We start from the raw sequence: 25646 nt of genomic DNA, 5'->3' as shown, positions 1-25646 counted from the left end.
CCGGTTGCTGATGCACCCGGCCTTTTTTGCTTTTATGATCTTAGTGTGCTGCTACGTGATTCTGAGCAAGGTCGAACACTTTACCCAGGTTGTTTGAGTTGCTGCAACTCACATTCATGTCTTTCACCTTACCGGTGCTGATATCAACCACCCATCCATGGATCTGCAGGTCGATACGTTCCTGCCATGCATTCTGAACGATAGTCGTTTTGCAAAGGTTGAACACCTGTTCAATCACGTTTAGCTCGACAAGACGCTTAGCGCGGGCTTTATCGTCTGTGATGAGGTCTAATTCGTGAGAATGAATCCGGTAAACGTCTTTAATATGTCTCAACCAGTTGTCGATCAAGCCGAACTGGCGGTTACTCATCGCAGCTTCAACACCTCCGCAACCGTAGTGACCGGCCACGATAACGTGCTTAACTTTTAACACGTTTACGGCATAATCGAGAACGCTCAGCATGTTCATATCAGAATGCACGCAGACGTTTGCGATATTGCGGTGTACGAATACTTCACCAGGTCTGGTATTGGTAACCTGATTTGCAGGAACACGGCTATCTGAACAGCCTATCCATAACACGTCAGGGCGTTGACCTGATGCAAGTTTCTTGAAATAATCAGGATCTTGTTCAAGTTCTTTTTCAACGAAAAGTCTGTTGCCTTCAAGCAATTGCTCGTATGTACGAATTTGATTGTCCTGAACTTCTTGTGTGGTTGGTATTGTTATATTTTCTTTAGACATTTTCTGTTACTTTTTCGGGTTTGTAAATCATTTCTTTTAGTTGCGGAACATCGTATTTATGCTTGATATTGATAAGCTGGACGATGATCGCTTTCGAATAGGCACTGTGTTTGAAGTTATGAATAACCTCGATCACATCAGGGTCGATGTATTTTGAGTTGGTTCCGTCGATGATTACATCAGACTCCGCCGGCAAGTTGTTAAGGGTATTGGAGATCGCTGCCTTGTTCAGGAACGATACTTCTTCAGATAAGGTAATCCGGATAACTTCTTTATTACCTTTATTGCTAATGGTATAGAAATATGGATTACGCATGTTATTGCGAAGAATGTAAAATACACCGATAACCATTCCGATAGCCACACCTTTGAGTAGGTCAGTAAATACTACGGCAAGAACGGTTACGATAAATGGAATGAACTGGCCCTTGCCTTCACGCCACATTTTCTTGAATAAGTCAAGTTTCGCCAACCTGTATCCTGTAAAGATCAGGACTGCTGCGAGACAAGAAAGAGGAATGGTATTGATGACTCCGGGAATAAGCAACAACGAAGCCAGAAGCCAGATACCATGAAATATACTACTCATCTTGGTTTTACCACCAGAATTTACGTTTGCTGACGAACGTACGATTACTGCTGTTAATGGCAATCCTCCGATAAGTCCGGATACGAGGTTACCAGCCCCCTGCGCCACAAGCTCCCGGTTTGTTGGGGAAACGCGCTTATAAGGGTCGATTTTGTCGACCGCTTCCAAACTAAGCAAAGACTCAAGACTGGCTACAATTGCAATTGTAAAGGCTACAGTCCAAACAGCGGGATTGCTGATCTGGCTGAAGTTAGGTGTCATAAATAAGCCGGTAAATTCGCTGAAAGAGCTTACCTCAGGCACTTGCACCAGGTGAATACTGGCGATTTCAAAGGATGTACCTTTAAAAAGGATGTTCAGGACGATTCCGATAATCACCACAACCAGGGCTGCAGGAATCACACTTAACTTCTTCACTTTACCCCAGTAAATGAGTACCAGCAGCGAGAGTACGCTGATGACTACGGCTCCGGGGCTTATCATGCTAAGCGCATCTGAAATACCAGAAAAGGTATTTGATTCACCAGACTGAAAGCTTTCACTGCCTTCAAAGTCTGCACTATACCCCAACGCGTAGGGTATCTGCTTCATGATTAGAATAATACCGATTGCCGCAAGCATACCTTCAATGACAGAAGAAGGAAAGAAATTGGCAATAGCACCAGCTTTAAGGAAGCCTAAGGCTATTTGAAGCACCCCTGCAATAACAACTGCAAGTAGAAATGTTTCATACCCCTGAAGCTGGGCAATAGATGTGAAAACTATAACGGTCAGTCCGGCGGCAGGACCGCTGACACTCAACTGAGAACCACTAATTGTGGCAACCACTATACCTCCGATGATCCCGGTTAACAAACCGGCAAATAATGGGGCTCCCGATGCAAGCGCGATTCCAAGGCATAATGGTAATGCAACCAGGAAGACGACAAGACTTGCAGGAAGGTCCTTTTTTAAATTTTGAGCCGAGAAATATTTCCCCACTCCTTTTGATGCAGGCATATGTTATCTGCTATTAAGTAGAACAATCCAATTAATTAACTATTTCTGAAAGAATACCGGCACGAACCGGTAGATGTTAAAAAAGGATTATACGTTAGGGGGCGGGGTTGGAACAGAAGGGTAAAACACGCGGATGTGTTTGTTGTGATCGTCAATGAAAACACGCATCAATACCAGGACGGGGCTTACCGGTCCTATTTTGATGGTATTCAGATTCAGGAATTCCTTCATGGCGGAATCCTTAACATCTACTGATTTAGGATGCTCAATCTCCAACTGCATGATAACCGCGTTCATGCTTCTAGAGTCAAGATGAGCAATAATTAATGGCGCAACAGAAATGGCCATCTTGCTCATGAAGATGGATAAGAAAATTATGCTGAATACCTTTTTAGCAATGAATTTCTTCATTTTGTTTTGCGTTCTTAAACAAATCTAACAAAATAGAGCTGTTGTTGTTACAAAAACGGCGCTGTCAATAAAATTATTACAAAAAAACAGAATTAAATTCCAAGTTCGACCTGAAACAAGGCACCCCAATAGTTATCCTTATCGCTGATTTTCATCCGTCCGTCTTCAGTATTGTAATTTACATTAAACTGTGCCTTTATACGATGACTTCTTAAATATTTCGACAGGCCAAGTTCGAGTACTTCCTTCTTTCTTTCGTATCTAACAACCTGATCTTCTGGCTGAAGAAGTGAGTAACGAAAAGCTGTCTCATAATTATTTTTAAAGATGTACGATAGTTGATTATTAATCCCCCAACCCTTGTAAACGTAGCTTACGTCCCCCGTTTCATTGAATGTCAGGGGATCATCCGAATCACGAGCCATGTATTCAGACTGGAAAGCCCAGCCATTATATTTAAAGATAAGATCCAGCATTCTAGTTCCCATATCTCTGGCGGCATAAAGTTCCTTCCCAAGCTGCCCTCCTGTCCTGTTTGTTTTTACGTTATAACTATATCCGGCTCCTATTGCAAGTTTGGGGGTTTCTTCTCTTTCGAGGTCTCCTTCGGAATAGTCACCTTCATTTTTAAAAAGCCCGAAAGGGAGTATCTCTACCCGGCCGGTATATGCAAGACCATTGTCCGAATCGTTAACGCTTCTTCCTTCTCCAGTGGATATTGCTGCTTTCAGACGGTATGGGACAGATCCAACTTTGTTATCGTAATAAGCTTTCAATCCAAAATCGCGGTCTATGGTAAACGCACCGTTCACAATCGAGCGTTCCGCGAATTGCAGCTGTCCCGATGAATTAACGCGTTGACGGTTCCCCGGAAGCTTATTTTGTCCGAAGGCGATGTAGAAGTTATCAGTAAAATGATAGAAGACGACCGCGTCGCGAACGATATTAGCGATGCCGGTGTTGTCGACATCCTGATCACTACGCGAAAAAGCCAGTTGGATGCTGTAACCTAATTTGGGACTCAGCACATAACCGTCTGCTCTTAGTCTCAGGCGCCGCACTCTTGCATCGAATTCCGAAATGCCGAAGTCTGTTCCTCCATTTGTATATGCCCCCACCCTGTTCTGCATTCTAAAGCGGAAATTGGCGTAAAAGGATGAATCCTTGGTTGCAACCTCCAGACCCTTCATTTTGAAGATCATGGCGCGCTCATCAACTTCCCCTTGTGCAAAAGCAAGCTGAGCGGCGAATAGACTGATGATGAGTGCAAAGTGGTATTTCAATTTAGACATGGGTGATAATTATGTGAGGCGAAATTATCAGAATTAATTCACTATCGTGCATTTGAGTCTATTTTTGTGTAGGCTTACTCCCGATGTCGCAAGCAGATACTTATGCCAGCGGGCAAAAATTGTGTAATTTTGCAGACTAAGAAGTAATTGATGGCTAAAGACGCAGGAAAAGCATACGATATCAACTTGTTGAAGCGCATTTATACCTATATAAAGCCTTACAGGAAGCAATTTATCTGGTGTGTTATTCTGACGGTTTTGCTCGCAGGTGTTGCTCCTCTCAGACCTTTTCTCATCCAACATGCGCTGGACGAGTACGTCTTTAAAAATGATGCAGCGGGATTAGGCCTGATGACCATTGTCCTGATGGTCTTATTGGTGATCCAGACTGTAATCCAGTACTTTCATACTTACCTGACGAATGCCCTGGGTCAGTCAACCATCCGTGATCTGCGGATCAATGTCTTCAATCATATTACGAAGCTGAGGCTTCGCTTTTTTGACCGGACGCCCATCGGACAGCTGATTACCCGCACGGTATCAGATCTCGAAACAATAGCGGATATCTTTTCAGAAGGCCTGATCGTGATCATCGGTGACATCCTCCAGCTGGTTGCTATTTTGGGGGTGATGCTGTGGATTGACTGGAAGCTCACACTGGTCGTATTGATTCCAATGCCTTTACTGATGCTGGCCACATACATCTTTAAAGAAGCGATTAAATCTGCATTTCAGGAAGTGAGGACGCAGGTCAGCCACCTGAATACCTTTCTTCAGGAACATATCTCCGGGATCAATATCATCCAGTACTTCGCCAGGGAGCGTCAGGAGATGCACAAGTTCAAAAAGATCAATGCAAGACACAGAGATGCGCATATACGTTCAAACTGGTACTACTCCATTTTCTTCCCTGTTGTAGAAATTATATCATCCTTGTCCCTCGGACTTCTTGTCTGGTACGGATCAAAGTCGATCCTCGAACATAACTTATCCCCTGGTGTGATCGTATCCTTCATCATGTTCATCAACCTCATGTACCGTCCGATCCGCGAGCTTGCTGATAAATTCAACACGCTCCAAATGGGGATGGTAGGTGCAGACAGAGTATTTTCACTGCTCGACAGCAAGGAATATGAAGAAGACTCCGGTAGACTGCAGCATGGAATAAGCAATGGTGCAATCAGCTTCAAAGATGTCTGGTTCTCCTATAATGAGGAGAAGTGGGTTCTAAAAAACATCAACTTTGACATTCAACCCGGTCAAACCTTAGCGATCGTAGGAGCTACCGGTGCAGGCAAATCGTCGATCATCAACATCTTGAACCGGTTCTATGCGATCGGAAAAGGTTCTATTCAGATCGATAATCAGGATATACGAGAATACAGCATTCCATATCTCCGCTCCCAAATCGCGACGGTCATTCAGGATGTATTCCTGTTTTCTGATACCATAGCCAACAACATCACTCTTGGAAACCCTGATATCCCCAGACAGCTCGTCATTGAGGCGGCTAAGGAAGCAGGGGCTCACGAATTCATAGAGCGCCTGCCTGGTGGGTACGACTACAATGTGATGGAACGTGGAGCTACGCTTTCAGCCGGACAGGCACAGCTGATATCTTTTATCCGGGCACTCATCTACAACCCCAAAATACTCGTTCTGGATGAGGCGACTTCGTCGGTGGATACCGAGACTGAACTGCTTATCCAGGCAACGCTGGAGAAGCTTATGAAAGGACGTACGTCTATTGTTATTGCGCACCGTTTATCAACCGTCCAAAAGGCAGATAAGATCATTGTGCTTGATCAGGGTGAAATACGCGAAATAGGTTCTCATCAGGAACTGCTCCAACTGAACGGCCTTTACAAAAGGCTGTTTGATCTCCAGTTTAATTCTCTGGGAATCGAAAAAACTACTGTATCCTGACAAAAAGGTTTGGCTTTTAGGGCTATTGTCTTAGTTTTGCATATCTTAAAATCCGACCAATGAGTGTATTAGTTAATAAGAATTCAAAAGTTATCGTTCAGGGCTTTACCGGCAATGAGGGTACGTATCATGCAAGTCAAATGATTGAATACGGAACCCAGGTTGTTGGTGGTGTCACTCCCGGAAAAGGAGGTCAGACACACCTTGACAGACCAGTATTCAACACTGTAAAAGAAGCAGTTGACCAAGCTGGAGCAGATGTGTCGATTATTTTTGTACCTCCTGCTTTTGCCGCTGATGCTATTCTGGAAGCAGCGGAAGCTGGAATAAAGGTTATCGTTTGTATTACTGAAGGTATCCCTACAAAGGACATGATCCTTGTAAAAGAGTATATTCAGGGTAAGGATTGCCGACTTATAGGTCCAAACTGCCCGGGTATCATTACCGCTGATGAAGCGAAAATCGGTATCATGCCCGGCTTCATCTTCAAAAAAGGCACTATTGGTGTTGTTTCAAAATCAGGAACATTAACATACGAAGCAGTTGACCAGGTTGTAAAAGCTGGTTTAGGAATCACAACAGCCATCGGTATCGGTGGTGACCCTATCATCGGGACCCCTACCGTTGAAGCTGTGAAACTTCTTATGGAAGATCCTGAAACTGAAGGCATCATCATGATTGGTGAGATCGGCGGAGGCATGGAAGCAGAAGCTGCACAATGGATTAAGGAAAACGGCACAAAACCAGTTGTTGGTTTTATCGCCGGACAAACTGCTCCTGCAGGACGCCGTATGGGTCATGCCGGTGCAATTGTTGGTGGTGCTGATGATACTGCAGCTGCAAAGATGCGTATCATGGCAGAGTGTGGAATTCGCGTTGTCGAATCCCCTGCAGAGATCGGCGCAGCAATGGCTGAAGAGCTTGCTAAATTAGCCTAGCATTTCTCTCCAAAATAAGGAGATTCTAATAAAAAGAAAGTCCCGCTTGAATAATCAGGCGGGACTTTCTTTTTACACCCGTTTTATCTGCGCATCATGCACAAAAAAAGCCTGTCAGAATTTCTGATAGGCTTTTTAGAAATTAGCAGTCTAAATTATTAGACTTTATTCATGCGAATCAAATTCAAAGCAGCTCCTGCTTTAAACCATTCGATCTGCTGCTCATTGTAGGTGTGGTTTACAGCAAATGATTCTGTTTTACCATCCTCATGGTGAAGAACAACCTTAAGTTGTTTTCCCGGAGCAAATGATGTTAATCCTTCGATATCAATCACGTCGTTCTCCTGAACTTTAGTATAATCGGCAGGATCAGCAAATGTGATAGCCAGCATACCTTGTTTCTTCAGGTTTGTCTCATGGATACGGGCAAAAGATTTAACCAGGATCACACGAACTCCAAGATGACGGGGCTCCATAGCCGCGTGCTCACGAGAAGAACCTTCACCGTAGTTTTCATCACCAACAACGATTGTACCTATGTTAGCAGCTTTGTAAGCTCTCTGTGTAGCTGGAACCGGTCCGTACTCACCAGTAAGCTGGTTCTTAACAGAGTCAGTCTGCTCGGTATAATAGTTTACCGCACCGATTAACATATTGTTGGAAATATTGTCAATATGACCTCTGAACTTCAACCATGGTCCTGCCATAGAGATGTGGTCAGTAGTACATTTACCTTTCGCTTTGATCAGCAAACGAAGACCTTTCAGATCTGTGCCTTCCCATGCAGGGAACGGAGCCAATAGCTGAAGTCTGCTTGATGCCTCATCAACAATAACGCTAACAGCGCTACCATCTTCAGCAGGAGCCTGATAACCAGCATCCTCAACTGCATAACCTTTAATAGGCATTTCCAGTCCCTGTGGCTCGTCTAAGCGAACTGCTTCTCCCTGTTCGTTAACAAGTGTATCTGTTAGCGGGTTGAAAGTCAGATCACCGGCGATAGCCAGGGCTGTTACAATTTCGGGAGATGCTACGAAAGCATGAGTATTCGGGTTACCGTCATTACGCTTTGCAAAATTTCTGTTGAAGGAGGTGATAATGGAGTTTCTGCGGGTAGGGTCATCAGTATGACGAGCCCACTGACCGATACAAGGACCGCAGGCATTTGCCAGAACAACACCACCGATCTTTTCGAAAGTATCCAGGTAGCCATCACGTTCAACGGTATATCTTACCAGTTCAGATCCTGGAGTTACTGTATATTCTGCTTTAGTCAACAATCCCTTATCAACAGCTTGCTGCGCAAGAGATGCTGCTCTTGTAATATCCTCGTATGAAGAGTTTGTACAAGATCCGATCAAACCTACTTCCAGTTTTGCAGGCCAGTTATGTTCTTTAACCGCAGCAGCGAATTTAGAAATAGGCCAAGCCAAATCTGGAGTAAACGGACCGTTAATGTGTGGTTCAAGCTCAGATAGGTTTATTTCGATCACCTGATCAAAATAAAGTTCAGGATTAGCATAAACTTCATCATCACCAGTCAGATGAGCTTTTACCTGATTAGCCAGGTCAGCAATCTCTCCTCTGGAAGTACCACGCAGGTAATCTTCAGCCTTTTCGTCATATCCGAAAATAGAGGTAGTAGCGCCAATTTCAGCACCCATATTACAGATGGTCGCCTTACCAGTTGCAGACAGTGAACGTGCACCTTCACCGAAGTACTCCACGATACATCCTGTACCACCTTTTACGGTAAGTACACCGGCAACTTTCAGGATAACATCCTTTGCTGATGTCCAGCCAGACATTTTTCCGGTTAACTTCACGCCGATCAGCTTAGGGAACTTCAACTCCCATGCAAAGCCAGCCATTACGTCACATGCATCAGCACCACCCACACCGATAGCGATCATACCTAGACCGCCGGCATTAGGTGTATGTGAATCGGTACCGATCATCATTCCACCAGGAAATGCATAATTCTCCAGAACTACCTGGTGAATGATACCTGCTCCCGGCTTCCAGAAACCCAGACCGTATTTATTACAAACAGAAGAGAGGAAATCATAAACTTCCTTGTTAGTATTGTTAGCGATCGCTAAATCTTCGTTAGCGCCAACCTTCGCCTGGATCAGGTGATCACAGTGAACAGTTGAAGGAACGGCAACCTGAGGTCTGCCAGCCTGCATAAACTGCAAAAGGGCCATCTGAGCAGTAGCATCCTGCATCGCTACGCGATCAGGTGCAAAGTCAACATAAGATGTTCCACGGGTATATACTTCCTCCGCATTTCCATTCCACAAGTGAGAATAAAGAATCTTTTCGGTTAAAGTAAGGGGTTTTCCAACAACTTTCTTGGCAGCTTCAATACGGCTTTCCAAATTGCTGTAAACCTTCTGGATCATTTCTATATCAAATGCCATTATGATTTTAGTATTAAGGGGTTTACATATTAAGAACTTAACCCGTTTAGGTTAAATTCATGCGAATTTACGAAAAATGAACGAGAGCCTCTCCTGTATAATATCACAATTATTATTTGGAAAAGTTCTAATTAAGGTTACAACAAGTATTTCTAACTCACAGAAGCTGAGTCTACAATTTCTCGAATATGTAGCCTTTCGACTTCCAGAATTTCAGGGCCCGCGGAAGAACATACTCCAGCCGTTCGAAGGCTTTCAGACTATCATGAAATACGATTATAGCACCCGGACGGGTATGTTTGATCACATTCTGAAGGCACTTCTCCGGACTGAGTTTCTGATCAAAGTCTCCTGATAGCACATCCCACATGATGATGTTCATATCAGGATAAGCATCCTTGATCAAACTGATCTGCGACTTTTTGATCCGACCATAAGGAGGGCGTAACAAGTTCGACCGAACCAGGTCCTGGCACTTCGCAACATTCTGCAAATACTCCCTGTCATCTGTAGCCCAGCCCCTCAGATGATTGAACGTATGGTTGCCAACACGGTGTCCCTCATCCTTCAGTCGCTTAAAAACATCAGGATGTTTTCTTATATTATCCCCGATACAGAAGAAAGTGGCAGAGGCCTCATACATTTTCAATGTATTAATGACAAAGTCTGTAACAATTGGAATAGGACCGTCGTCAAAGGTGATATAGATCTTATTTGAATCGTTTAATTTCCTCCATACGAGAGAAGGATAGATGCACCGCAGCCAGAAAGGAGTTTTTACGAGATACATATTATAGAGAATGTGCAATACTACAAATTATTAGCCTGAAATGACTCTCAGAAGAAATCCCTATAAAAACTGCATAGCGACGCTTGCAGTTGTCTTAACCGCCCTTTCCTCAGCGATCGCCCAGGAAAGTATCACCCTGGAGCAGGCAGTTGCACTTACCCTGCAGAACAATCTGCAGATCAAGCAGGCTCAGCTAAGCGAGTCGCTCTCGGAAGAGAACCTGAAAGAATCGAAACTATTCTTCTACCCCACATTCAATGCGGGAGGAAACCTGAACTTCAACTTCGGTCGAAACGTGGATCCGCTGACCTACGAATTCGTCAATCAGCAAACAACCTCTTCTAACGGAAGCCTCAACACCTCGATGCCCATCTTTCAGGGATTCAGGTTATGGCACCAGATATCGCAGTACAAATACCAGCTGGAAGCCGACAAAAGCAACACCCGCAAAGTACAGAATGACCTTTCACTCACCGTGGTGACCACCTACCTGCAGGTATTAAGCAACGAAGACCTCCTCCTGGCCTCGCAGCAACAACTCGAACTTTCGCGACTACAGCTCGACAGGGAGCAGAAACAATTCAACGTGGGCAGTAAAACACTTGCCGATCTTTCTCAGGCTAAAGCACAATTTGCTACGGCAGAACTCAACGTCACCAATGCGCTTAATCAGCTTGAGATCAGCAGGCTCAATCTGGCACAGCTCATGGAACGTGACCCTGCTACCCCTTTCACCGTGGTGAAACCCGTTATCGATCAGATCGGAGATATCAATTCCAAATATGCAGCTGCGGAGATATACGCCAAAGCAGTAGACAATTATCCCGATGTACGGCTGGCACAGAACAGAACGCTTGCTGCACTAAAGGCTGTTGACGTCGCCAAGTCTTCCCTCTACCCTCGCCTGAGCTTCAACGGAAGCCTGGGATCAGGTTATTCCAATAACAGGCAGCGACTCGTGAGCCGCGAATTAACGGGTCAGAATGCCGTCATAGGCTTTTTAGAAGGCACCAACCAGCGTGTCCTGACTCCCGAATTTGCCAACGTCATGGAGAAAACCAGCTTTAAAGACCAGCTTGATGAGAACTTCAACCAGGCTGTCGGCTTTACCCTGAGTATCCCAATTTTCAACGGTTCCTCCGGACGGATCGGCGTCAGAAGGGCCAAAATCACCCACCAGAATGCCGTTGTAACGGAACAGCTCGCACGCAACAACTTCAACAAGGTGATTTATCAGGCCGTTACAGACCTTAGAGCGTCCCAAAGCCGCTTCCTATCTGCAACCAGTGCCTTCGAGTCCTCTAAAACAGCATTCGATGCCATCAGCAAACGTTATGACGTGGGACTTGTTAACTCACTTGACTTCAATCAGGCACAAACAGATCTGAATCAAAAGCAATTTGATGTCATTCAAGCCAGATATGAGCTCATCTTCAGAAATAAAATTATCGACTTTTACCTCGGCAATCCTTTAACATTTTAATACCGTAAAGCCACCAAGATGGAACCCAAGAAAAGAAAAAAACGCACTCTCAAATACGTCATTATCGGCATTGTTTGTTTAGCCATACTACTCGCTGTTGCATCCAAAATGGGTTGGATAGGCTCTGGTGAAAAGGTCTTAGTAGCCACAGAAAAAGCCGAGAAACGAAGCATCGTCGAAACAGTTTCCGCAAGCGGAAAGATACAGGCGGAAATAGAAGTAAAACTAAGCTCCGAAGTTTCGGGGGAAATCGTCACCCTTGGGGTTAAGGAAGGCGACGTCGTAAAGAAAGGGCAATTACTATGTAAGATCAGGCCTGATATCCTTCAGTCGGGTTATAACCGCGCCGTTGCGTCCCTGAACACCCAGAAAGCAACACTAGCCTCTGCTCGGCAGCAATTGCGCCAGGCTGAAGCCAACTTCAAAAACACCCAGGCCAGCTACAAGCGCAGCACTGAGCTGTTTAAGCAGAAGGTACTTTCAGCCGCCGAATATGACGCCGCACAGGCCGAATATCAAAGCGCTAAAGCCAACCTCGAGTCTCTTCGTCAGAATATCATTGGTTCTGGCTATGGCGTCGAGCAGTCGCAAGCTCTCGTAAAAGAAGCAGCCGACAACCTCGACCGTACCATCATCTATGCGCCGGTTGACGGGGTGGTGTCCAAACTTGCCGTCGAACTTGGCGAACGGGTAGTTGGAACAGCCCAGATGGCAGGAACCGAGATCATGCGTATATCCAACCTCAATTCCATGGAAGTAAACGTAAACGTGAATGAAAACGACATCAACCGCGTTTCCGTGGGCGATCTGGCAGACATAGAAGTTGACGCTTTCCAGGAGAAGAAGTTCCAGGGTAAGGTCACTGAAATCGCCAGTTCTGCAAATATCGTAGGCGAGAGCACCGATCAGGTAACGAACTTCAGCGTTAAGATCAGAATCCTACCTGAGTCTTATGCAGCTTATATGAAAGATCGCGAGCAGGCTAAATCGCCGTTCCTTCCTGGCCTGTCTGCCACAGTTGACATTCAGACCGAAAAGGCGATCGGCATCTCCGTACCCATTCAGTCTGTTACTACACGCGAAGACATGTCCGCAGCACCTAAGAAGACCAGTGATAAAGACAAGCCTAAAGCTAAAGAATATGTTTTCACCTATTCAAATGGCCTGGTAAGACAGGTACCCGTTACTACAGGTATTCAGAACGACACCTATATTCAAATCAGATCGGGCCTAAAAGGTAACGAGGAAATCGTAGCCGCTCCGTTCAGCGCTATTTCGAAGACGCTGAAAGACAGCATGACCGTAGAAAAGGTTAGTCGCGACAAGCTCTTCGAGGGAGAACCTAAGAAATAGCCGATTGCTACATCCTGGAAACGAACCGACATTGCTTATTTCGCAAAATGCTACACCATCAGCACGTTGATAAAGCTCAATGAAGAAACATTTGCTATTTAATTCGTAAACTTGCGGTTTTCAGTTATGGATACGAGCACAAAAATAGCAGTTATTGGAGGAGGAAGCTGGGCAACAGCTAACATCAAGATGTTGACTGATAACAGAAATCCTAAAGAAATTTTCTGGTGGATGCGTGATGAGGCAAATATCGAACATATCAAGAAGTACAAACACAACGGATCTTACCTGAGTTCCATTGAGATTAAAGTACCTGCCGATAACATCACCAGCAACCTGGTCGATGTGGTCGAGAAGAGCGATATGATCCTGCTCAACATCCCTGCTGCTTTTCTCAAGGAGGCGCTATCCGTACTAAGCCCAGATAGTTTCCGTGGAAAAAAGGTAATATCTGCCATCAAAGGCTTCATCCCTGAAGACAACATGATCATTGGGGAGTATATCAACAAAACCTTCGAGGTGCCGTTTAAAGATATTGTTGTGCTTAGCGGCCCTTGCCACGCAGAAGAAGTTGCTCTGGAGAAGCTCTCCTATCTGACCATTGCCTCTCCTGATCAGTACCTGGCGGCGCAGTTTGCCAATATGGTCAACACCCGCTATATCAAAACAAATGTATCTGACGATATCTACGGTACAGAATACGCCGCGGTACTGAAAAACATCTATGCTGTAGCCAGCGGCATCTGCCATGGTGTAGGCTACGGCGACAACTTTCAGTCCGTGCTCATATCAAATGCCATTCAGGAAATCAGCCGTTTCGTCAATGCAGTACATCCTATCGATCGCGACATCAAAGAGTCTGCCTACCTGGGCGACCTTTTAGTAACCGCTTATTCGCAGTTCAGCAGAAACAGAACATTCGGCAATATGATCGGCAAAGGCTATAATGTCAGGTCTGCCCAGTTAGAAATGAACATGGTTGCTGAGGGATATTATGCCTCCAAATCGCTTCACCATATCAACAAACATTATAAGGTCAACATGCCCATATGCAGGGCCGTGTATGCTATTCTCTACGAAAAGCACTCCCCTTCCATTGAGATGAAACTGCTGGCCGACCAACTTTCCTGACTTTGGGGCAAACTTCCCTGTGGTTCTATTGTTTAAATCATTAAACCTATAAAACCATGAAAAACTTGATCATTTGGAGCGTAGTAGCAGGGGCTGCCTCGGCAGCGATAATTGCCCTGATGTACAAAAGGGAGGAAGCCGACGAATTATTGCATTCGGCAAAAGGACTTGGTAACCGCCTCGTAAGATACGGAAACAAGCTAAGAGACAGCCTTCTTCATCATGTGAAGGGGCCTAATGGAGAAGATGTCTATATCGACATGTACGACAGGCAGTTTTATGAAAATCCCGAAGGGAAGAGAGTGTATCTGGCCGATTAACAAAAGCGGAGGAACTCTGGAATACCCAATAACATAAAAAAGGCGGCTATCATTACAATAGCCGCCTTTTTGTGTTTTATGCTTAGTAGCGTTTACGACGCTCGCGATCTCCACCTGAAGATCTGCTGCTTCCGCCACGATCATCTTTGCGTTTTCCGGAGAAGTCACGGTAACCACCGCTACGTTCACCACGACCACCGCCACTGCTGCGACGCTCACGGGAACCACTACCCTCACGATCACCTGCAAGCTCGATACGAACCGTACGACCTTTGAAGTCAACAGACTTAAAGTTCTGCTGAACGGTTTCCGCAACTGCATTCTCCACCTCGAAGAAAGTGTAAACACCCTTCAGGTCGATCTTGCCGATTGACTTACCGCTGATCTTGGCGTTATTACAGATAAAGCCCAACATATCGCCACGGGTAAAGTCATCTACAGATCCAAGATTGATAAACAACCTGGTGTAGTCACTGTTACCTGAGCGGCCAAATTTACCTGCACGCTCACCTGAACGCTCGCTGAAACGGTCATCCTGCAAAGGTGCATTCAGATCCGGAGCATTCTTGTAATAGTCAAGGAAACGGTTGAACTCCAATGAAGCGAAACGCTTGATCACTTCCTCCTTGCTTAGTTCAGCGAAGTCATCCATGATTCTTGGAATATACGATTCGATCTGTGCCTCGTTAACCTCCACGTTATGTACGCGGTGGATCAAAGCAAACAGCTGCTTTTCACAAACATCAAATCCGCTTGGAACTTCAATTTTAGTGAACTTACTGCCGATTACACGCTCAATTTGTCTGATCTTACCAATCTCTTTTGCATTGATGATAGCGATAGATACACCAGACTTACCTGCACGTGCAGTACGACCACTTCTGTGAGTGTAGTTCTCAATTTCATCAGGAAGAGAGTAGTTGATTACGTGAGTAACGTCATTTACGTCGATACCGCGGGCAGCCACATCAGTCGCTATAAGCAACTGCAAGCTTCTTTCACGGTAGCGCTTCATAACCTTATCACGCTGTTGCTGAGACAAATCACCATGCAGGGAATCAGCATTATAGCCGTCCTTGATCAAGGCTTCAGCAATCTCCTGCGTTTCAATCTTGGTACGGCAAAATACGATACCAAAGATCTCAGGATTAAAGTCCACAATACGTTTGAAAGCCGCATACTTATCACGCGCTCTTACAATGAAGTACTCGTGATCAATATTAACGTTTCCTGTATTCTGTTTCCCCATGGTTAATTCATGAGGATCAGTCATGTATTTCTTAGAGATCCGACGAACCTCTGCAGGCATAGTTGCAGAAAACAACCATGTTTTTTTATCATCAGGAGTGGTAGAAAGAATCACGTCGATATCTTCCTGGAATCCCATATTGAGCATCTCATCTGCTTCATCTAAAACGACATAGCGAACCTGAGAAAAATCAATTGCCTTACGGTTGATGATATCAAGCATACGACCGGGAGTTGCGACAACGATTTGTACGCCGCGTTTAATCTGCCGAAGCTGATCAGTAATACTTGCGCCACCGTAAACGGCGACAACATTTACATTACTTAAGTTTTTTGAATAATTCTTTAAGTCATTGGTAATCTGTAGACATAACTCACGTGTCGGGCATAAAACAAGTGCCTGTGGGTAATTTTGATCAAAGTCTACTAATTCTAACAAGGGAAGGCCGAAGGCCGCAGTTTTCCCTGTGCCGGTTTGGGCTAATCCGACAAAATCGTTGCTGCCTGAAAGTAAAACCGGGATTGATTGTTCCTGGATTGGCGTGGGATTTTCAAATCCCAGATCAGTTATGGCATTAACAATATCATGACGGATACCCAGTGTACTAAATGGGTTCATGATAACAATAAAAAACCGACTGTATTGCCGGTATTCTACAAAGATAATAAAAAATTGTTAAAACAAGACGTTAAAACACCTAAGTTGCAGCTCAACGCAGCCTGTCTGCCGATCTCAATAATTTAATATCGCCTCTTATTCCCCTTATTGCCAGGATAATAAATAATATAGACAGGGGTAAAAAGATGATACCGAGCCCGTAGTTCTGGAATTGCAGTTGCACATCACCCAAGGAAGTCTTAGCCGTAGTAGTCAGCCAAAAACTATAAGCCAGAATCAATAAGATCGTCACATATCCCATCATGATCTGCCGCTTCCTCTCTTTATACATAAACACGATAACAAGTGGAATCAGCGCAAGCAGCACCGTCACAATAGTGATCAGCGTAAAATCTTCGGTTTTCACAATCTGCCCGCCAACATTTTCATAGATACCGGTAACCTTAATCACTTTAGGTGTTCCCATGGCATTAAAAACCTGCAGGTACGGGAATAAGAAAAGAGCCAGGATCATGGTGGTTGATAAAAACAACCATAGGGTTTGGATACGTTGTAGCATAATTTAAATGTGTTGGCTAAAATACATATTATGTTCAAAGGTAGGTTCAGCGCAAGAACAAAAATAAGCGCAAAATGGTTTTCTATCATTATTTTTGGGGCTATATGCGGTATTTTGCTGAACTCGCCTATGACGGCACCTCTTTTCACGGCTGGCAGATCCAGCCCAATGCGTACACTGTACAGGAGGCTCTAGACAAGGCACTTTCTACGATCCTCCGCCAGAAGATCGAAACTCTTGGATGTGGCAGAACCGATACCGGCGTACATGCCCGGGAGTTCTTCGCGCACTTTGATGCGCTCAGTGACACACATCAGCATGACATCCCCGGCCGCAAGTTCCTCAACAGCCTCAACTCCCTTCTCCCCTATCAGATCGGAGTGAAGCGCATCATACAGACTGATGATCAGGCACATGCACGCTTTGACGCCACGCTTCGCTCATACGAGTACCACATCCACCATAGCAAAGACCCATTCAGGCAGGGTCGCTCATGGCTATTGCAGGACAAGCTCGATATCGAACGCATGAACATTGCTGCCGCATACATGCTCTCGTACACCGACTTCAGCGCATTCAGCAAATCAAACACCCAGGTTTTTACCAATAACTGCAAAATTTCCAGAGCCGAGTGGGTTAAAGATGGTGAGCACCTCGTTTTCCACATCTCTGCTGACCGCTTTCTCCGCAATATGGTACGTGCCATCGTCGGCACTCTCGTTCTCGTCGGTCGCGGCATCATCACACCGGAAAGTATTCACGAGATCATTCAAAGCAAAAACCGGTCAAATGCAGGAAGCTCTGTTCCGGCATGCGGTCTCTATCTTACCGAGGTAAAATACCCTTACATAGGATAAACGCTGCAACATTCAGGGGCGACAGCCTGTTAGCAGCCTAAAGGCACATGCGAAATTGTAATAGCAGCGTTGTTTTTATAGCAAACCTTCGTGGGCAAATATCAATTAGCTAATTTTGACTATCACATAATTATGATTTATGGCTAACGACAATAAAAAAGAACATGTTCAGGTCGTGACCGACAAGTCACTTCAATTCTTAGAAGCATATATCAACAATCCGTCCCCTACAGGCTTTGAGTGGGAAGGCCAGCGTCTCTGGCTAGATTATATCAAACCCTATGCTGACTCACATTTTGTGGATAACTACGGAACAGCGGTTGCTGTGATCAATCCGGAAGCAGAGTTCAAGGTCGTCATTGAAGCGCATTCAGACGAAATATCCTGGTTTGTTAATTATATCAGCAAAGACGGACTGATCTATGTTATCCGCAATGGCGGTTCCGATCACCAGATTGCTCCTTCTAAACGCGTGAACATTCATACCGACAAGGGAATTGTAAAGGCTGTATTTGGCTGGCCAGCCATACATACCCGCAGCGGAGAAAAAGAAGAAGCGCCAACATTAAAGAATATATTCCTGGATTGCGGTTGTACTTCACAGGAAGAAGTCGAGGCTCTGGGCATCCATGTCGGCTGTGTTATCACTTACGAAGATGAATTCATGGTACTGAACAACCGCTACTACCTCGGGCGTGCGCTCGACAATCGCGTGGGTGGTTTCATGATCGCGGAAGTAGCAAAACTGCTGAAAGAAAACAACAAGACCCTGCCTTTCGGATTGTATATCGTCAATGCCGTACAGGAGGAAGTAGGTCTGCGTGGTGCCGAGATGATCGCCAACCGCATCAAACCTGATCTGGCTATCGTTACCGACGTAACACATGATACGCAGACCCCGATGATTAATAAGGTGACACAAGGCGACCTGTCTTGCGGAAAGGGCCCGGTCCTCTCCTATGCGCCTTCCGTACAGGTCAACTTCAATAAACTTCTGGTAAAAACAGCAGAAGAGAACCAGATTCCATTCCAGAGACAAGCTTCATCCCGGTGGACAGGAACCGACACCGATGCTTTTGCATATTCAAACAACGGAGTTGTTTCAGCCCTGATCTCCCTTCCGCTGCGTTACATGCATACAACAGTGGAAATGGTGCACAAGGATGACGTTGACAACGTCATCAGCCTGATCTACCATGCCTTATTGAGCATTGATCCGAAACATGATTTCCGTTCTATAAAATAAACTCGTCCAGGAGCCGTTATAATAACTCATAGGACAACAAAAAAGGGCAGCGAATTTTATATCCGCTGCCCTTTTTATTTTATTACCCTTAGGATTATATTTCACACCTAGCTCTACTCCTTAAGCTTACCTCACTAAGGCTTGATCTCTGTAACCTTCACTTCAAAATCAAGAGGAGCAAATGCAGGGATAGAGATCTGACCCACACTACTCGCCTGAGATCCCGCGAGTCCATAGGAGAATGACGATGGCGCTACGAATCGCACAGTACCGCCCTCCTTTACCATAGGAACGATTTTTTGCCATGAAGGTATATATTGGGCTAACACCGCAGAGGCTCCGTCGTTTTTTTCAAATACGGTACCGTTAAGAAGCTTTCCAGTATAGTTGAATACCAAAGTAGAATCCAGCGTGATCGTTGAGGTTCCGGTACCAGGCTCGGCGACTTTGTACCATATCCCGTCAGGCGACTTTGTAAACCCTGTTAAAGAATTTCTACTCAAATAATTCTGAATAACCGCATCCTCATACTGGCCCAACTTCGCTCTCTCTAATACCTTCACGGTATACTCCAAACTTGCATTTCCTGGTATCAGACCGCTTCCGTTCCTGCCGAAAGCTTTGCGCGAAGGCACGATCACCCGGATAGTTCCACCTTCTTTTTTCAGGTTTTCCATGATGACCTCTCTGAGGACGCCCGGCGTATAATACCCGAACTTACCTGCATAATGATTTATGAAGGTATCCTGTGACGTGTACTTGCCATCCAATGACTTCAGCGTATAGATCAGCGGAATCTGTTGGGTATAATCCAGAGCCGGACCTTTACCCTCTGTTACCACCGCATAATAGGCACCAGTAGTATCATACTTCTGCATAGACAGGTTATTCGCTTTCAAATAGGCCTGTATGTTCATATCGTCTTCCTCGGCTATAGAGGCATACTCTTTTGTACAAGCACTCATCACAGCAACAAAAGCCAGAGCCAACAGGAAAGAATATCTGTTAATTAAATTCATGTATCTTTTTTACTTTTCTAATTTATCTTAAAGCGACGACTTCAACATCGAAGTCAAGCACCGCGTTCGCCGGAATGGGCGCCACAGCCCTGTTTCCATACGCCATTACCGAAGGAATCAACAACCTGATCTTTCCGCCTTTTTGTACCAGAGTAATTCCTTCCTGCCAACCTGTTATCACCTTAGTGAGATTGAATGCAAATCCCGTAGTACTCGAATCAAAAACTTGTCCGTTGAGCAAGCGTCCGGTGTACCTCGCCAGTACCTGTGTTCCCGTAGTGTACTTGAAGTTACCCGATCCTGGAGCGACTATAACATAATATAGACCATTAGCGGTTCTCTTCACATCCTTTATGCCTTTCGCTACTATAAAGCTGTCAATTATCGCCTCATCTTTCGCCAGCTGAGCTTTTTCGGCCGCACTATAATTCATCTTCAGTTCAAAGGGCTCATCCTCTTTCTTACATGAAGAAGCCACAAACGCGAACAACAAAGCAACAACTAATAGTTTTCTCATATTTCAAAATCTGCTGCTACGCGCAGCATGGCGGTCACAAATTTATCTTTTTAAAGTTCAAATTCCAGCTTTTCTACCGAAATCGGAACTTATATTAACTTTTTTTAACACTGTTGTGTAACTACTTGAGTCCTCAACTCGTCTCTAAGCCAACAAAGCAGATACGTCAGTTAATTAAAAACTGATACTTTTGCCTCAAATTAATTTAGCTGTCGTCTTCAAACAATAAAGCCGCAGCTTTGTAGTCTATCAAATCATTAAATGCGTTTATGAAAAAGTTTTTATTATTATTTTTAATCGGAGGGTTCTTACTAATTGCCGGAAACACTACACAGGCACAGTACAAGCATGCGCTGGGTGTTCGTGTCGGAAATGCTTATGGAATCACCTATAAAACATTTATCCAACAGGACAGAGCCTTAGACTTCATCCTGAACTTCAAGGATAGAAATGACTATTCTTCATTCCGTTTAACGGGATTATATGAAGTTCACAACCCGATTAACGATCTGCCAGGATTGCAGTGGTATTATGGTGGTGGTGCTACAATTGGTAGCCAAACCTACAAACCACTTGACCACAACGAATTCGTATTCAGCGTAGACGGTGTTCTGGGTCTGGACTTCAAATTCCCAGACGCTCCAATCAACCTTTCGCTCGACTGGAAGCCAGCCATTGAATTCACGCCGAATACAGAGTTTGATCCTGAAGGATTCGGATTATCAGTTAGAATTGCATTCTAAGATCAATACCTATAAAAAGAAAGCGGCAACATGAATCATGTTGCCGCTTTCTTTTTATATAGCTTTTTCCTGAAACCTAGCAAGACATTTTGCCCACGCGTACTGCGTGACGCCCACCTTCAAAAGCCGTATGAATAAACTTCTCTGTAATGGCTTTCGCTACATCAGTCGAGATAAACCTCGCCGGAATACAAAGCACATTGGCATTGTTGTGCATGCGCGCCAGCTCTGCCAGCTCTTCTGTCCAGCAGATCGCTGCACGGATTCCCTGGTGCTTGTTAGCGGTGATCGCCACACCATTGGCACTTCCGCACACTAAAATACCCAGACTGTACGCTCCCTCCTCAACCGCTGACGCCACGGGATGCGCGAAGTCAGGATAGTCTGCTGAGTCAGCGCTGTAGGTACCAAAATCTTTTACTTCATAGGCCGACAGAAACTCTCTTAATAGTTCCTTGTATTCAAACCCAGCATGGTCTGAGCCTATCGCAATGCTTATCTTATCACTCATGATTGAATAAATTAATATCTTAAACCGATTTCCTTCTTTCTCTTCTTGTCTATACGCGCCGAAACAAGAATACTGATTTCATACAACAAGAACAACGGAAAACTCACCGTTAACATCGTCAGAATATCAGGAGTCGGTGTAACAACAGCCGCAATAATCAGGATAATGACCACCGCATAGCGTCGTGTCGAGCGCATAAAAGCAGGCGTCATGATGCCCAGCTTAGACAATATAAAGATCACTATAGGCAGCTCAAATGTAATGCCAGCCCCCAGCGTCAGTGTGGCTACCGACGATAAATATGAATCAATCGTAATCTGATTCTGTATGATCGTGCTGACGGTATAATTCGCCAGGAAATTGATCGACAAAGGTGCGATGATATAATAACCAAAAAGGATCCCGATGATGAAAAGCAAGCTCGCCCAAAACACGAAGCCACTTGCCGAATTCTTCTCATTGGGATTCAAACCCGGTTTAACAAACCGCCAAATCTCAAAAAGCAGATACGGAAAGCCGAATATCAGACCGATCAGCAAAGACGAGTTCAGCTGAAGCGTAAACTGTCCCGCCATATCCGTATTGATGATATTAAAAGGGATATCCGTAATGCAAAAATCAGGTCCCAGTTTAAATCGCTCAGACAAGGAACACATCATCCTGTACGTCCAGAACTGCGGGTTCTTAGGTCCCATGATGATCTGATCGAAGATGAAGTCATAATACGAAAAAGCAAAGCCCGTAAAAATCACGATAGCTACCGCAGAACGGATCAGGTGCCATCTAAGCACCTCCAGATGGTCAAAGAAAGACATTTCTGCTTCCATTGACTTCCCTTTATCCTTGATAGACTCTATTAAGCTTTTACCTCTGTTTTCGCTCATTCTCTGTTAAACAAGAATACCATTCATTTTGCAATGAATGGTATTGAATAATATTTAAATTCCTTCTTCTATGTACTCAAACGTGTCCATGAACTTGGTGGTAAAGTTACCGGCCCTGAAGTTCGGGTCACGCATCAACTGGCAATGGAACGGAATCGTTGTTTTGATACCTTCAATAACGAACTCGCTCAGTGCACGCTCCATGGTCGAGATAGCCTCTTCCCGGGTCTGACCTGTACAGATCAGCTTTGCGATCATCGAATCGTAGTTCGGTGGGATCTGATATCCTGCATACACATGCGTGTCTACACGAACACCGTGTCCTCCCGGAGAGTGGAATATCGTAATTCTTCCCGGAGATGGTCTGAAATTATTAGCAGGATCTTCTGCATTGATGCGGCACTCTATAGCATGCATCGCTGGGAAATAGTTCCTTCCTGAAATAGGCACGCCTGCAGCTACACGGATTTGCTCTTTGATAAGATCGTAGTTGATCACCTCTTCTGTTACCGGGTGCTCTACCTGGATACGCGTATTCATCTCCATGAAATAGAAGTTGCGGTGTTTGTCAACCAGGAACTCAATCGTTCCGGCCCCTTCATACTTCACGGCCTTTGCTCCCTTGACAGCAGCATCTCCCATCTTTTCACGTAAGGAGTCGGTCATAAAAGGTGATGGTGATTCCTCCACAAGCTTCTGGTGACGACGCTGAATAGAGCAGTCGCGCTCAGACAAATGCGATACCGTACCATACTGGTCACCGATGATCTGGATCTCGATATGGCGTGGATCTTCAACAAATTTCTCCAGATACAGTCCGTCGTTTCCGAAAGCTGCACCTGATTCCATACGTGCAGAATCCCAGGCTGCCTCAAACTCCTCATCCTTCCAGACGATACGCATACCGCGTCCACCACCACCGGCAGTAGCTTTCAGGATCACAGGATAGCCAATCTCGCCTGCAATCTTAATCCCCTCTTTCACATCGCTCAGCAAGCCTTCTGATCCTGGGATCGTTGGCACACCGGCCACCTTCATAGTCTCCTTTGCAGAAGCCTTGTCTCCCATCGCATTGATCTGCTCAGGCGTAGCACCGATAAATTTTATATGGTAATCCCGGCAGATAGCCGAGAACTTTGCATTCTCTGAAAGGAATCCATATCCGGGGTGGATAGCATCAGCATTGGTTAATTCCGCCGCCGAGATAATATTCGGAATATTCAGATAAGAATCCTTACTCGCCGGGGGGCCTATACATACCGCCTCATCGGCAAAACGTACATGCAAACTCTCCCTGTCGGCTGTAGAATATACAGCAACGGTTTTAATACCCATCTCTTTACATGTACGGATGATACGTAAAGCGATTTCCCCGCGGTTGGCAATTAAAATCTTTTTAAACATAATCTCTTAAATGTGCAAATATGACAATGTGCACACCCACAGGTGTTTTGAACATCTGTACGTGTGCACACCGTATAAAATATATTAAGCTGGTTCTACCAGGAATAAAGGTTGATCGTACTCTACCGGACTTGAATTGTCCACAAGCACTTTCACGATCCTTCCGGACACCTCTGATTCGATCTCGTTAAACAACTTCATCGCCTCAATGATACAGACCACTTGTCCTGCTTTCACCTCATCACCCACATTCACGAAAGACGCTTTATCAGGTCCCGCAGAACGGTAGAACGTACCGATCATAGGTGACTTGATCGTAATGTAGTTAGATGATTCCTGAACAGCCGGACTTGCTTTAACTTCCACTGCCGGTGCAGCAGGAGCAGCCGGTGCAACAGCAGCCGGAGCCGCAGGTGCTGGTACCGCAGCAGTCACATACATAGGCTGCTGGTTTGTTTTTATAGTGATCTTAAATTCTTTCTCTTCAATCGAAACTTCGTTAACACCTGATTTTGCAACAAATCTGATGAGTTCCTGAACCTGTTTAATATCCATTTTTCCGGTTAAATTTTAAATTTAAAAAATCAGAACTGAGTTATCTGTAACTCTTATTCGGGATTGATATCTACGAAGCTATTGCTTTAATAAGCCCATTTAATATAGAGAGCACCCCACGTAAATCCACCTCCAAAAGCCGCAACCACCAGGTTGTCGCCCTTTTTCAGCTTACTTTCCCAATCCCATAAACACAGGGGAATGGTTCCGTTAGTGGTATTGCCATACCGGTCGATGTTGATCATCACCTTCTCTGAAGGTACACCGGCGCGGTTAGCCGTAGCGTCTATAATTCTTTTGTTTGCCTGATGCGGAACAAGCCATGCGATATCTTCAGGCTGCAGATTATTACGATCAACAATCTCACCTGCAACATCAGCCATGCTCTTCACAGCCGACTTAAATACCGTCTGACCCTCCTGATATACATAATGTCTGGCGTCCGCAATTGTTTCAGCTGAAGCTGGATATAAAGACCCACCTCCCTGAAGATGAAGGGAATGGCTCCCGGATCCATCACTTTTCAATACAGAATCCAGAATGCCGTAACCTTCTTCATTGGGCTCAAGCAGCGCACAACCGCAGCCATCACCAAAAAGAATACAGGTAGCCCTGTCGGTATAATTGACGATGGACGACATTTTATCTCCACCAACAACCAGAACTTTTTTATGCTTACCCGATTCGATAAACTGAGCACCCGTGGTCAAACCAAAGACAAAGCCTGAGCAGGCTGCCTGCAGGTCAAATCCCCATGCGTTTACCGCACCGATTTTATGAGCCAGAATGTTTGCTGTTGCCGGGATCGGCATATCGGGAGTAGATGTACAGAAGATGATCAGTTCGATCTCTTCCGGGCCGATTCCGCGTTTCTCTAAAAGACCGAGAACAGCAGGAACTGCCAGATCAGATGTAGCAAGACCTTCACCTTTTAAGATCCTTCTTTCTTTGATTCCAGTACGGGTGGTGATCCACTCGTCATTGGTATCAACCATAGTTTCCAATTCATGATTGGTCAGTACATAATCAGGTACATACCCATGAACCGCTGTAATTGCAGCGTTAATTTTTTGCATAATCCTCT

The 25646-nt window shown here is 45.0% G+C and carries 24 protein-coding genes; 9 read left to right on the top strand and 15 right to left on the bottom strand.

What is annotated here, in order from left to right; translation table 11 throughout:
- Positions 1-40: 40 nt before the first annotated feature.
- The 4 genes from ACO1NU_RS06475 to ACO1NU_RS06460 form a co-directional block, all read right to left on the bottom strand.
- Positions 41-745 (bottom strand): carbonic anhydrase, encoded by a 705-nt coding sequence (locus ACO1NU_RS06475; RefSeq protein WP_448817655.1) that lies wholly within the window; start codon positions 743-745, stop codon positions 41-43.
- Positions 738-2333 (bottom strand): SulP family inorganic anion transporter, encoded by a 1596-nt coding sequence (locus ACO1NU_RS06470; RefSeq protein ID WP_448817654.1) that lies wholly within the window; start codon positions 2331-2333, stop codon positions 738-740. The genes ACO1NU_RS06475 and ACO1NU_RS06470 overlap by 8 nt, the downstream gene beginning before the upstream one ends.
- Positions 2334-2420: 87 nt before the next feature.
- Positions 2421-2744 (bottom strand): hypothetical protein, encoded by a 324-nt coding sequence (locus ACO1NU_RS06465; RefSeq protein ID WP_448817653.1) that lies wholly within the window; start codon positions 2742-2744, stop codon positions 2421-2423.
- 92 nt (positions 2745-2836) lie between these two features.
- Positions 2837-4036: a porin gene (locus ACO1NU_RS06460; RefSeq protein WP_448817652.1), complete on the bottom strand. Its 1200-nt coding sequence runs from the start codon at positions 4034-4036 to the stop codon at positions 2837-2839.
- Positions 4037-4186: 150 nt separating this feature from the next.
- On the opposite strand from ACO1NU_RS06460, the gene ACO1NU_RS06455 reads away from it, so the two are divergent.
- Entirely contained in the window at positions 4187-5962 is a 1776-nt protein-coding gene (locus ACO1NU_RS06455; RefSeq protein ID WP_448817651.1) for an ABC transporter ATP-binding protein, read from the top strand.
- 59 nt (positions 5963-6021) lie between these two features.
- On the top strand, positions 6022-6900 hold the full coding sequence (sucD, locus tag ACO1NU_RS06450; RefSeq protein WP_448817650.1) for a succinate--CoA ligase subunit alpha: 879 nt from the start codon (positions 6022-6024) through the stop codon (positions 6898-6900).
- A gap of 158 nt (positions 6901-7058) precedes the next feature.
- On the opposite strand, the gene ACO1NU_RS06445 is transcribed toward sucD, so the two are convergent.
- Both ACO1NU_RS06445 and ACO1NU_RS06440 read right to left on the bottom strand, forming a co-directional pair.
- Positions 7059-9323, bottom strand: a complete 2265-nt coding sequence (locus ACO1NU_RS06445) for an aconitate hydratase (protein ID WP_448817649.1) — start codon at positions 9321-9323, stop codon at positions 7059-7061.
- 172 nt (positions 9324-9495) lie between these two features.
- Positions 9496-10113, bottom strand: coding sequence for a polysaccharide deacetylase family protein (locus tag ACO1NU_RS06440; protein ID WP_448817648.1), 618 nt, complete (start codon positions 10111-10113; stop codon positions 9496-9498).
- 40 nt (positions 10114-10153) lie between these two features.
- On the opposite strand from ACO1NU_RS06440, the gene ACO1NU_RS06435 reads away from it, so the two are divergent.
- The 4 genes from ACO1NU_RS06435 to ACO1NU_RS06420 all read left to right on the top strand — a co-directional run bounded on the left by ACO1NU_RS06435 (position 10154) and on the right by ACO1NU_RS06420 (position 14400).
- Complete coding sequence (locus ACO1NU_RS06435) at positions 10154-11596, top strand: TolC family protein (RefSeq protein WP_448817647.1); 1443 nt, start codon at positions 10154-10156, stop codon at positions 11594-11596.
- Positions 11597-11614: 18 nt separating this feature from the next.
- A complete protein-coding gene (locus ACO1NU_RS06430) occupies positions 11615-12949 on the top strand; it encodes an efflux RND transporter periplasmic adaptor subunit (RefSeq protein ID WP_448817646.1) in 1335 nt (444 codons plus the stop codon).
- Between the two features lie 126 nt (positions 12950-13075).
- Entirely contained in the window at positions 13076-14080 is a 1005-nt protein-coding gene (locus ACO1NU_RS06425; RefSeq protein ID WP_448817645.1) for an NAD(P)H-dependent glycerol-3-phosphate dehydrogenase, read from the top strand.
- A 56-nt stretch (positions 14081-14136) separates the two neighbouring features.
- A complete protein-coding gene (locus ACO1NU_RS06420) occupies positions 14137-14400 on the top strand; it encodes a hypothetical protein (RefSeq protein ID WP_448817644.1) in 264 nt (87 codons plus the stop codon).
- A gap of 82 nt (positions 14401-14482) precedes the next feature.
- On the opposite strand, the gene ACO1NU_RS06415 is transcribed toward ACO1NU_RS06420, so the two are convergent.
- Both ACO1NU_RS06415 and ACO1NU_RS06410 read right to left on the bottom strand, forming a co-directional pair.
- On the bottom strand, positions 14483-16267 hold the full coding sequence (locus ACO1NU_RS06415) for a DEAD/DEAH box helicase (RefSeq protein WP_448817643.1): 1785 nt from the start codon (positions 16265-16267) through the stop codon (positions 14483-14485).
- Positions 16268-16358: 91 nt separating this feature from the next.
- Positions 16359-16826: a DUF4293 domain-containing protein gene (locus ACO1NU_RS06410; RefSeq protein WP_448817642.1), complete on the bottom strand. Its 468-nt coding sequence runs from the start codon at positions 16824-16826 to the stop codon at positions 16359-16361.
- Positions 16827-16900: 74 nt separating this feature from the next.
- Between ACO1NU_RS06410 and truA the strand changes: the two genes are divergently transcribed.
- Both truA and ACO1NU_RS06400 read left to right on the top strand, forming a co-directional pair.
- Positions 16901-17683 (top strand): tRNA pseudouridine(38-40) synthase TruA, encoded by a 783-nt coding sequence (gene truA, locus ACO1NU_RS06405; protein ID WP_448817641.1) that lies wholly within the window; start codon positions 16901-16903, stop codon positions 17681-17683.
- 139 nt (positions 17684-17822) lie between these two features.
- Positions 17823-18929: a M42 family metallopeptidase gene (locus ACO1NU_RS06400; RefSeq protein ID WP_448817640.1), complete on the top strand. Its 1107-nt coding sequence runs from the start codon at positions 17823-17825 to the stop codon at positions 18927-18929.
- A 134-nt stretch (positions 18930-19063) separates the two neighbouring features.
- Here ACO1NU_RS06400 and ACO1NU_RS06395 read toward each other — a convergent pair whose 3' ends face one another.
- Together ACO1NU_RS06395 and ACO1NU_RS06390 are read right to left on the bottom strand one after the other, a co-directional pair.
- A complete protein-coding gene (locus ACO1NU_RS06395) occupies positions 19064-19948 on the bottom strand; it encodes an FKBP-type peptidyl-prolyl cis-trans isomerase (protein WP_448817639.1) in 885 nt (294 codons plus the stop codon).
- Positions 19949-19970: 22 nt separating this feature from the next.
- Positions 19971-20465 (bottom strand): FKBP-type peptidyl-prolyl cis-trans isomerase, encoded by a 495-nt coding sequence (locus tag ACO1NU_RS06390; protein WP_448817638.1) that lies wholly within the window; start codon positions 20463-20465, stop codon positions 19971-19973.
- A gap of 269 nt (positions 20466-20734) precedes the next feature.
- On the opposite strand from ACO1NU_RS06390, the gene ACO1NU_RS06385 reads away from it, so the two are divergent.
- Positions 20735-21208 (top strand): hypothetical protein, encoded by a 474-nt coding sequence (locus ACO1NU_RS06385; protein ID WP_448817637.1) that lies wholly within the window; start codon positions 20735-20737, stop codon positions 21206-21208.
- A gap of 76 nt (positions 21209-21284) precedes the next feature.
- Here ACO1NU_RS06385 and rpiB read toward each other — a convergent pair whose 3' ends face one another.
- The 5 genes from rpiB to ACO1NU_RS06360 all read right to left on the bottom strand — a co-directional run bounded on the left by rpiB (position 21285) and on the right by ACO1NU_RS06360 (position 25638).
- Positions 21285-21719 carry a ribose 5-phosphate isomerase B gene (rpiB, locus tag ACO1NU_RS06380; RefSeq protein WP_448817636.1) on the bottom strand — a complete coding sequence of 145 codons (435 nt, stop codon included), beginning with the start codon at positions 21717-21719 and terminating at the stop codon, positions 21285-21287.
- An 11-nt stretch (positions 21720-21730) separates the two neighbouring features.
- Positions 21731-22603 carry a twin-arginine translocase subunit TatC gene (tatC, locus tag ACO1NU_RS06375; RefSeq protein ID WP_448817635.1) on the bottom strand — a complete coding sequence of 291 codons (873 nt, stop codon included), beginning with the start codon at positions 22601-22603 and terminating at the stop codon, positions 21731-21733.
- A gap of 54 nt (positions 22604-22657) precedes the next feature.
- Positions 22658-24007: an acetyl-CoA carboxylase biotin carboxylase subunit gene (accC, locus tag ACO1NU_RS06370; RefSeq protein ID WP_448817634.1), complete on the bottom strand. Its 1350-nt coding sequence runs from the start codon at positions 24005-24007 to the stop codon at positions 22658-22660.
- An 84-nt stretch (positions 24008-24091) separates the two neighbouring features.
- Entirely contained in the window at positions 24092-24562 is a 471-nt protein-coding gene (gene accB / locus ACO1NU_RS06365; protein ID WP_448817633.1) for an acetyl-CoA carboxylase biotin carboxyl carrier protein, read from the bottom strand.
- 86 nt (positions 24563-24648) lie between these two features.
- Positions 24649-25638 carry a beta-ketoacyl-ACP synthase III gene (locus tag ACO1NU_RS06360; RefSeq protein ID WP_448817632.1) on the bottom strand — a complete coding sequence of 330 codons (990 nt, stop codon included), beginning with the start codon at positions 25636-25638 and terminating at the stop codon, positions 24649-24651.
- Positions 25639-25646: the final 8 nt, after the last annotated feature.

This window comes from Arcticibacter sp. (assembly GCF_053551015.1).
This window is presented reverse-complemented; position numbering and strand designations above follow the sequence as displayed.

What these genes read in the sequence shown, in the direction of transcription:
- truA (WP_448817641.1), top strand. Translation starts at nt 16,901, where the DNA reads ATGGTTTTCTATCATTATTTTTGGGGCTATATGCGGTATTTTGCTGAA.
- ACO1NU_RS06475 (WP_448817655.1), bottom strand. Translation starts at nt 745, where the DNA reads ATGTCTAAAGAAAATATAACAATACCAACCACACAAGAAGTTCAGGAC.
- ACO1NU_RS06415 (WP_448817643.1), bottom strand. Translation starts at nt 16,267, where the DNA reads ATGAACCCATTTAGTACACTGGGTATCCGTCATGATATTGTTAATGCC.
- accB (WP_448817633.1), bottom strand. Translation starts at nt 24,562, where the DNA reads ATGGATATTAAACAGGTTCAGGAACTCATCAGATTTGTTGCAAAATCA.
- ACO1NU_RS06435 (WP_448817647.1), top strand. Translation starts at nt 10,154, where the DNA reads ATGACTCTCAGAAGAAATCCCTATAAAAACTGCATAGCGACGCTTGCA.
- ACO1NU_RS06460 (WP_448817652.1), bottom strand. Translation starts at nt 4,036, where the DNA reads ATGTCTAAATTGAAATACCACTTTGCACTCATCATCAGTCTATTCGCC.
- sucD (WP_448817650.1), top strand. Translation starts at nt 6,022, where the DNA reads ATGAGTGTATTAGTTAATAAGAATTCAAAAGTTATCGTTCAGGGCTTT.
- ACO1NU_RS06430 (WP_448817646.1), top strand. Translation starts at nt 11,615, where the DNA reads ATGGAACCCAAGAAAAGAAAAAAACGCACTCTCAAATACGTCATTATC.
- tatC (WP_448817635.1), bottom strand. Translation starts at nt 22,603, where the DNA reads ATGAGCGAAAACAGAGGTAAAAGCTTAATAGAGTCTATCAAGGATAAA.
- ACO1NU_RS06385 (WP_448817637.1), top strand. Translation starts at nt 20,735, where the DNA reads ATGAAAAAGTTTTTATTATTATTTTTAATCGGAGGGTTCTTACTAATT.
- rpiB (WP_448817636.1), bottom strand. Translation starts at nt 21,719, where the DNA reads ATGAGTGATAAGATAAGCATTGCGATAGGCTCAGACCATGCTGGGTTT.
- ACO1NU_RS06445 (WP_448817649.1), bottom strand. Translation starts at nt 9,323, where the DNA reads ATGGCATTTGATATAGAAATGATCCAGAAGGTTTACAGCAATTTGGAA.
- ACO1NU_RS06395 (WP_448817639.1), bottom strand. Translation starts at nt 19,948, where the DNA reads ATGAATTTAATTAACAGATATTCTTTCCTGTTGGCTCTGGCTTTTGTT.
- accC (WP_448817634.1), bottom strand. Translation starts at nt 24,007, where the DNA reads ATGTTTAAAAAGATTTTAATTGCCAACCGCGGGGAAATCGCTTTACGT.
- ACO1NU_RS06465 (WP_448817653.1), bottom strand. Translation starts at nt 2,744, where the DNA reads ATGAAGAAATTCATTGCTAAAAAGGTATTCAGCATAATTTTCTTATCC.
- ACO1NU_RS06470 (WP_448817654.1), bottom strand. Translation starts at nt 2,333, where the DNA reads ATGCCTGCATCAAAAGGAGTGGGGAAATATTTCTCGGCTCAAAATTTA.
- ACO1NU_RS06455 (WP_448817651.1), top strand. Translation starts at nt 4,187, where the DNA reads ATGGCTAAAGACGCAGGAAAAGCATACGATATCAACTTGTTGAAGCGC.
- ACO1NU_RS06400 (WP_448817640.1), top strand. Translation starts at nt 17,823, where the DNA reads ATGGCTAACGACAATAAAAAAGAACATGTTCAGGTCGTGACCGACAAG.
- ACO1NU_RS06425 (WP_448817645.1), top strand. Translation starts at nt 13,076, where the DNA reads ATGGATACGAGCACAAAAATAGCAGTTATTGGAGGAGGAAGCTGGGCA.
- ACO1NU_RS06360 (WP_448817632.1), bottom strand. Translation starts at nt 25,638, where the DNA reads ATGCAAAAAATTAACGCTGCAATTACAGCGGTTCATGGGTATGTACCT.
- ACO1NU_RS06410 (WP_448817642.1), bottom strand. Translation starts at nt 16,826, where the DNA reads ATGCTACAACGTATCCAAACCCTATGGTTGTTTTTATCAACCACCATG.
- ACO1NU_RS06390 (WP_448817638.1), bottom strand. Translation starts at nt 20,465, where the DNA reads ATGAGAAAACTATTAGTTGTTGCTTTGTTGTTCGCGTTTGTGGCTTCT.
- ACO1NU_RS06440 (WP_448817648.1), bottom strand. Translation starts at nt 10,113, where the DNA reads ATGTATCTCGTAAAAACTCCTTTCTGGCTGCGGTGCATCTATCCTTCT.
- ACO1NU_RS06420 (WP_448817644.1), top strand. Translation starts at nt 14,137, where the DNA reads ATGAAAAACTTGATCATTTGGAGCGTAGTAGCAGGGGCTGCCTCGGCA.